This is a genomic window from Streptomyces flavofungini, assembly GCF_041028215.1.
GTDB lineage: Bacteria > Actinomycetota > Actinomycetes > Streptomycetales > Streptomycetaceae > Streptomyces > Streptomyces flavofungini_B.
Genome location: NZ_JASKYR010000454.1, coordinates 1 through 6,468, shown reverse-complemented (window position 1 = coordinate 6,468; position 6,468 = coordinate 1). Strand labels below are relative to the sequence as shown.

General features: G+C 73.2%; 7 protein-coding genes. 3 read left to right on the top strand and 4 right to left on the bottom strand.

Annotation, left to right across the window (positions count from 1 at the left end):
- Positions 1-131: 131 nt before the first annotated feature.
- Both AB8Z36_RS26765 and AB8Z36_RS26760 read left to right on the top strand, forming a co-directional pair.
- Positions 132-779: a LutC/YkgG family protein gene (locus AB8Z36_RS26765; RefSeq protein ID WP_369215940.1), complete on the top strand. Its 648-nt coding sequence runs from the start codon at positions 132-134 to the stop codon at positions 777-779.
- A 22-nt stretch (positions 780-801) separates the two neighbouring features.
- Positions 802-1,965, top strand: a complete 1,164-nt coding sequence (locus tag AB8Z36_RS26760; RefSeq protein WP_369215939.1) for an ABC transporter ATP-binding protein — start codon at positions 802-804, stop codon at positions 1,963-1,965.
- A gap of 231 nt (positions 1,966-2,196) precedes the next feature.
- Here the strand turns inward: AB8Z36_RS26760 and AB8Z36_RS26755 are convergent, their stop codons facing one another.
- The 4 genes from AB8Z36_RS26755 to AB8Z36_RS26740 form a co-directional block, all read right to left on the bottom strand.
- A complete protein-coding gene (locus tag AB8Z36_RS26755; RefSeq protein ID WP_369215938.1) occupies positions 2,197-3,141 on the bottom strand; it encodes an ABC transporter substrate-binding protein in 945 nt (314 codons plus the stop codon).
- A complete protein-coding gene (locus AB8Z36_RS26750; RefSeq protein ID WP_369215937.1) occupies positions 3,141-3,812 on the bottom strand; it encodes an ABC transporter permease in 672 nt (223 codons plus the stop codon). Before AB8Z36_RS26750 ends, AB8Z36_RS26755 begins: the two co-directional genes overlap by 1 nt.
- Positions 3,809-4,489, bottom strand: coding sequence for an ABC transporter permease (locus AB8Z36_RS26745; RefSeq protein ID WP_369215936.1), 681 nt, complete (start codon positions 4,487-4,489; stop codon positions 3,809-3,811). Before AB8Z36_RS26745 ends, AB8Z36_RS26750 begins: the two co-directional genes overlap by 4 nt.
- A gap of 159 nt (positions 4,490-4,648) precedes the next feature.
- Positions 4,649-5,683 (bottom strand): medium chain dehydrogenase/reductase family protein, encoded by a 1,035-nt coding sequence (locus AB8Z36_RS26740; protein ID WP_369215935.1) that lies wholly within the window; start codon positions 5,681-5,683, stop codon positions 4,649-4,651.
- Positions 5,684-5,862: 179 nt separating this feature from the next.
- Between AB8Z36_RS26740 and AB8Z36_RS26735 the strand changes: the two genes are divergently transcribed.
- A partial coding sequence (locus AB8Z36_RS26735; RefSeq protein WP_369215934.1) for a TetR/AcrR family transcriptional regulator occupies positions 5,863-6,468 on the top strand: 606 nt, incomplete at its 3' end.

Sequence of the window (6,468 nt, the reverse complement as noted above, 5' to 3'; positions counted from 1 at the left end):
GCGCTCCACGCCCTGCCGGGGCCCGGCAGGGCGTGGAGCGCGGCGCGGGATCTGCCGGAGGTGCCCGCGGAGCCGTTCCGTGACTGGTGGGAGCGGACGAGGGGCGGCACGACGGAGCGGAGCGGCGGGAAATGAGCAGCAGGGACATCATCCTTGGCCGGGTGCGCCGGGCGCTCGCGGACGTGCCGGAGGACGACACCGCGTACGAGGCGGCGGTGGGGCGCCGGTATGCGCGGGAGCACGGCGGACGCGGCACGGAGGAGACCGTCGAGCTGCTCGCGGAGAACCTCGCGGACTACCGGGCGGTCGTGCACCGGTGCACGGCCGGGGAGCTTCCGGAGCTTCTGGCGCGGCTGCTCGCGGCGCGCGGCGCGGAGTCGGTGCTGGTGCCGCCGGGGCTGCCGCCGCACTGGCTGAAGGCGGTCGACGCGACGCGGGTGCCGGACCGCGCCGAGAGCACCGCGCACGAGCTCGACCGGGTGGACAGCGTCGTCACCGGCTGCGCGGTCGCCGTCGCCGAGACCGGCACGCTGGTCCTCGACGGCTCGGCCGACCAGGGCCGGCGCCGTATCACCCTGGTGCCGGACCACCACATCTGCGTCGTCCGGGTGCCGGACCAGGTCGTGCCGTCCGTACCCCTGGCCCTGGAGCGGCTCGCTCCGGCGCGTCCGCTGACCTGGATCTCGGGGCCCTCGGCGACCAGCGACATCGAGTTGGACCGGGTCGAGGGCGTGCATGGGCCGCGCACCCTTGAGGTGGTGCTGATGAGCGGTGAGTGACCGGCGCGGCTAGCGTGAGTGCATGATCCGGTTCGAGCAGGTGACCAAGCGCTATCCGGACGGCACCACGGCCGTGGACGGCCTCTCCTTCGAGGTGGCCGAAGGTGAACTGGTCACCCTCGTCGGCCCGTCCGGCTGCGGCAAGACGACGACGATGATGATGGTCAACCGGCTGATCGAGCCCACGTCGGGCCGCATCTTCGTGGACGGCGAGAACATCGCCGAGGTGGACCCGGTGCGCCTGCGCCGCAGGATCGGTTACGTCATCCAGCAGGTCGGCCTCTTCCCGCACCGCACGGTCCTGGACAACACGGCGACCGTGCCCGCGCTCATCGGCTGGAAGAAGGCCAGGGCCAGGGCGCGGGCGGCGGAGCTGCTCGACCTGGTGGGCCTGGACCCGAAGACCTTCGGCTCCCGCTATCCCGAGCAGCTCTCGGGCGGTCAGCGGCAGCGGGTCGGGGTGGCCCGCGCGCTCGCGGCCGACCCTCCCGTCCTCCTGATGGACGAGCCGTTCGGGGCGGTCGACCCGGTGGTGCGCGAGCAGTTGCAGGACGAGTTCCTGCGGATGCAGTCGGCGGTGCGCAAGACGGTTCTGCTTGTGACGCACGACATCGAGGAGGCGGTGCGGCTCGGGGACCGTATCGCGGTGTACGGACAGGGGCGGATCGAGCAGTTCGACACGCCGGGGGCGGTGCTCGGGTCGCCCGCGACGCCGTACGTCGCCGAGTTCGTCGGGGCCGACCGGGGGCTCAAGCGGCTCTCGGTGACGGAGATCCAGACGGACGACCTGGAGCAGCCGCCGGTCGCCCGCCTGGACGAGCCCGCCGCGCAGGCGGCGGCACGGCTGCGTGCGGAGGAGGCGCGCTGGGCCGTCGTCCTGGACACGGACGGCGATCTGCACGGCTGGGTCGGTGTCGACGAGGTCGGGCTCGCGGGTTCCGGCGGCACGGTCGGCGACCTGGCCCACCGCATGAACTCCTGGGTACCGGTGGGCGCCCCGCTGAAGCAGGCGTTCGGCGTGATGCTCCAGCACGACGCGGGCTGGGTCGCGGTCCTGGACGGCGCGCGCTTCCTGGGCGTCCTGACCCCGGCGAAGCTGCACGAGGCACTGCGGCGGTCGGTGGACGCGGACGCGCAGGGCCTGGCACGGACGCAGGTGGAATTCGACTCGGTCGCCGACGCGTAGCCGCTGCGCTGGCCGGGCGGGCCTTGGCGCAGGCRGCCGGGCAGACCTCAGCACCGCGAACCGGGCGGACCTCGRCRCAGGCGGCCRGGCGGRCCTCRRCGCCACGAACCGGGCGGGCCTCCGCGCAGGCGGGCGGGTGGGACTCGGCGCCGCGACGGGTCTCGGCGTCGCGGGTCGGGCGCGGTTGCGTGCGTGGTCCCCGCAGACCCTGGCGGGGTGCCGCCGCCGGAGCTACAGCAGGCCCTTGTCCTCCAGATAGGCCCGTGCCACGTCCTGCGGGAGGCGGCGCCAGCTGTCTACCTGTTCGTTCAGGGAGGCCAGGTCCTGTGTCGTCAGTACCGGGCCCAGGCGGCCGAGCGCCGCGGCGACGCCCTCGCTGCCCGCGCGGGAGCGGTTGACGACGGGGACGAGGTAGTCGGCGTTCTGGAGGTGCTTGTCGTCCTGGAGGAGGACGAGGCCGAAGTCGTCGAGGGTGGCGTCCGTCGAGGTGGTGAGCACCATCTGGTCCTGACCGCTCTGGACCGCCTTCTTGGCCTGGGTGGTGCCGACGCCCTTGGGGTCGACGCCGGTGAGGTCGATCCCGTAGACCTTCTTCAGGCCGGGCGCGCAGTAGGGGCGCCGCACGCACTCGTCGCCCGCGGCGAGCCGCACCTTCAGGCCGGATCTGCCCAGGTCGCTCAGGGTTCTCAGACGGTGCTGCCGGGCGTAGGCGGCGGTGACGGCGAAGGCGTTCTGGTCGACCGCCTTGCCGGGGTCGAGGACGGTGAGGCCGCGCGGGGCGGCGAGGCGGCGCAGCGCCTTGATGGTCGCGTCCACGTCCGGGGAGCCCACGGGCTCGGCGTCGGCACCGTTCTCCTTGGCGTTCAGCCAGTCCGCGAACGTCGCCGCGTACTCGGGGACGACGTCGATCTGCCCGGACTCCAGGGCGGGCTCGTACAGCTCGCGGTTGGCCACGGAGAGGATCTTGGTGCCGTACCCGGCCTTGTTGAGGAGCAGGGCGTACATCTGGGCGAGCAGGTCGGACTCGGTGAAGCCCGCGGAGCCGACCGTGAGGTTCTTGCTGTCGCCGGGCGGTGCGGTGACCTCGCCCCGGTTCTCCAGGGAGGGACCGGACGCGCAGCCCGCGACCAGGGCGAGCGACGCCGCCGCTGCCGCCGCCGCGATACGGCTCCTCATCAGGACCTCCCCCGCGTCCACCCCGGCGCGAGCCGCTCGGCGGCCTCGAAGACGCCCTCCACGATCAGCGCGAACCCGGCCACCAGCACGGCTCCCGCCACGACCTGCGGGGTGCTCGCCAGGTTGAACCCCGCCGTGATGATCCGGCCGAGTCCCCCGCCGCCCGCGAGCGCGGCGATGGTGGCGGTGGCGACGAGCTGGACGGCGGCGATGCGGACCCCGCTGAGCACCAGCGGCAGGGCGAGCGGGAGTTCGACCCGCCACAGCATCTGCCGTCCCGTCATGCCCATGCCCCGGGCCGCCTGGACGACGCTGCGGTCGACGCCGCGCATGCCGACGTAGGCGTTGGTGAGCAGCGGCGGTACGGCGAAGAGGACGAGGGCGACGACGGTCGGTCCGTCGCCCCAGGTGCCGAGGGGGGTGAGGAGGAGCAGGACGAGTACGGCGAAGGTGGGCACCGCGCGCCCGACGTTGGAGATGTTGACGGCGAGCGCGCCCCCCTTGCCGAGGTGGCCGAGGACGAGCGCGACCGGCAGGGCGATGAGGCAGCTGATCACCAGGCAGACGACGGTGAGGACGAGATGCTGGGTGAGCCGGTGCCAGATGCCGTCGTCGCCCGACCAGTGCGAGGGGTCGCCGAGCCAGGCCCAGGCGTCACCGAGCGTCTTCACGCGCGCACCGCCCTCGTCCAGGGCGTCAGGACCCGCTGCACGCCGAGCAGCAGCAGATCGGCGCCGACGGCGATGACGACACAGAGCACGGAGGCGGTGAGCACCTGCGCCTTGAAGTAGGTGTTCATGCCCGCGTAGATGAGGTTGCCGAGGCCGCCGAAGCCGACGATCGCGCCGACGGTGACCAGGGAGACGGCGGAGACCATGGCGATCCGGAGCCCGGCCATGGCGGCGGGCAGCGCGAGCGGCAGTTCGACGGTGAGCAGCAGGCGCACCGGGCCGTAGCCCATGCCGCGCGCGGCCTGCCGGGTCTCCTCGGGGACGGCGCGCAGTCCGGCCAGGATGTTCCGCACGAGCAGGGTGAGCGAGTACAGGACGAGGCCCGCGACGACGAGCGGCGCGGAGAGGCCGTAGACCGGGAGCAGCAGCGAGAACATCGCGAGCGAGGGAATCGTGTACAGGACCGTCGTGAGCGCGAGGACCGGGCCCGCGGCCAGGCTCCAGCGGCGGGCGAGCACGGCGAGGGGCACGGCGATGGCCAGCGCGATCAGCACGGACAGGGAGGTGAGCTGGAGATGCTGCACGACCGCGTCGAGGAGGATCTGGCGGCGGGTGCTCAGATACTCACCGCAGATCCATTCGTTGCGCGCGAGGCAGTCGTCGGGTGGCCCGGTCACCTGTCCATTCAAGTCCGGGGCCGTGGGCGTCGGCGCGCTGGAGTGACCCGTACGGGCTCAGCCCGTACGTCGACCGGTCGATCCCCCTGCCGGGCACCGCCGACCCGGCACCACCGACCCGGCACCGCCGATCAGGCACCGCCGATCAGGCACCGCCGGTCAGGGTGTGAGGACGACCTTGCCGCTGACCGTGCCGGACTCGGCGAGCCGCAGGGCCTCCGCGACGCGGGCCAGCGGCAGTTCGGCGGCGACGCTCGCGGTGATCTCACCGCGGTCCAGGGCGGCGAAGACCTGGGTGAGGTCGGCGCGCAGCCGGGCACGGAAGCGGTCCTTGCCGAAGGCGCGGCCCGCCCAGACGTTGTAGAAGCAGGCGCGGCGGCCGTTGGGCAGGGCGTTCCACAGCCACACCCTGCCCAGGATCTTCAGGACGGGCCACTGCTTGGACCCGGTGTCGTCGCGGGTCGCGGCGGTGCCGTACGAGACGAGCGTCCCGCCGGGTGCGAGCAGCCGCCAGGAGTCGATGACGCCGCGCCCGCCGACGTGGTCGAACACGGCGTCCACCCCGCCGGGCGCCAACTCCCGCACCCGGCGCGGGACATCCTCGGTGCGGTAGTCCACGGGATCGACGCCGAGCCGTCGCAGGGCCTCGTGGTGGCGGGCCGACGCCGTGCCGATGACGCGCGCGCCCGCGGCCAGGGCGAGCTGGACCAGGAGCGTGCCGACCCCGCCGTTGGCGCCGTGCACCAGGACCGTCGCCCCGGCCCGCACGCGGGCCCTGCGGTGCAGCATCTGCCAGGCGGTGATGCCGTTGACCACCGCGGTCTCCGCCGTGGCGGCGGCCATGCCCTCGGGCACCTCGACGACGTCCGCCGCGTCGAGCAGGACGTGGCTGGCCCAGCCGCCGGTCTTCGTCAGCGCGGCGACCCGCCTGCCGGTGAGCGAGGGAGGCACGCCGGGGCCCGCCGTCAGGACGGTGCCGACGAGGTCGTAGCCGGGGACGAAAGGGAAGGGCGGCTGGTCGTAGTACCGGCCGCGCCGCATCTGCTGCTCCGCGAAGGAGACGCCGGTCGCCTCCATGGCGACGACGATCTGACCGGTCCCGGGCACGGGCACGGGCCCGCGCCGGAACTGGAGGCCTTCCGGCTCGACCTGGCCGGGGAGTACCACCTCGGTGCGTTCTGCGGTGCTGTTCATCGCTGCCTCCTTGGCTATGGCTCACGCCCGCCCCATCGCGGGAGGGGGGGTGATTGGTCCGCACGAGATGGTTACCGCATCTCGCTTAAGTTAGAAGCTATAACTGCTCCGAGTTGGCGTCAAGCGATGCAGTGATACCTTCTAACTAAAGCGTCAAGCGCTAGCTAAGGAGTGAGGACATGGGCAGCGCCGAAGCCGGTACGGCGGGCGGCACGGGCACCGCCTCCCCGCGCGAGCGGTACCGCGCGCAGGTCCGCGCGGAGATCAAGGAACGCGCCTGGGAACAGATCGCCGACGCCGGGGCCTCGGCGCTCTCGCTGAACGCGATCGCCAAGCGGATGGGGATGAGCGGACCCGCGCTCTACCGGTACTACGGCAGCCGGGACGAGCTGATCACCGAGCTGATCACCGACGCGTACCGCAGCCAGGCCGACACCGTACGGGCCGAGGCGGCCGCAGGCGGCGATCTCACGGACCTCGCGCACGCGCTGCGGCGATGGGCCCTCGCCGACCCCCAGCGGTACTTCCTCATCTACGGGACGCCCGTGCCGGGCTACCACGCGCCGGACGACGTCACGGCCATCGCCAGGGAGATCATGGGAACGCTGCTCGACGCGTGCGCGGCGCTGCCGGAACCGGCCGATTCCGGCGGGGCCCTCGACCAGCACATCGCGGGGCATCGGGAGTGGGCGGAGGGGCACGGCGCCTCCCCCGCCCGGCTCCGCCGGGCCCTGACCCTCTGGAGCCGGCTGCACGGGGCGCTCTCCCTGGAGCTGGCGGGGCAC

Excerpts from the sequence above, each read along its gene's own strand:
- AB8Z36_RS26765 (WP_369215940.1), top strand. The coding sequence starts at position 132 with ATGAGCAGCAGGGACATCATCCTTGGCCGGGTGCGCCGGGCGCTCGCG.
- AB8Z36_RS26760 (WP_369215939.1), top strand. The coding sequence starts at position 802 with ATGATCCGGTTCGAGCAGGTGACCAAGCGCTATCCGGACGGCACCACG.
- AB8Z36_RS26755 (WP_369215938.1), bottom strand. The coding sequence starts at position 3,141 with ATGAGGAGCCGTATCGCGGCGGCGGCAGCGGCGGCGTCGCTCGCCCTG.
- AB8Z36_RS26740 (WP_369215935.1), bottom strand. The coding sequence starts at position 5,683 with ATGAACAGCACCGCAGAACGCACCGAGGTGGTACTCCCCGGCCAGGTC.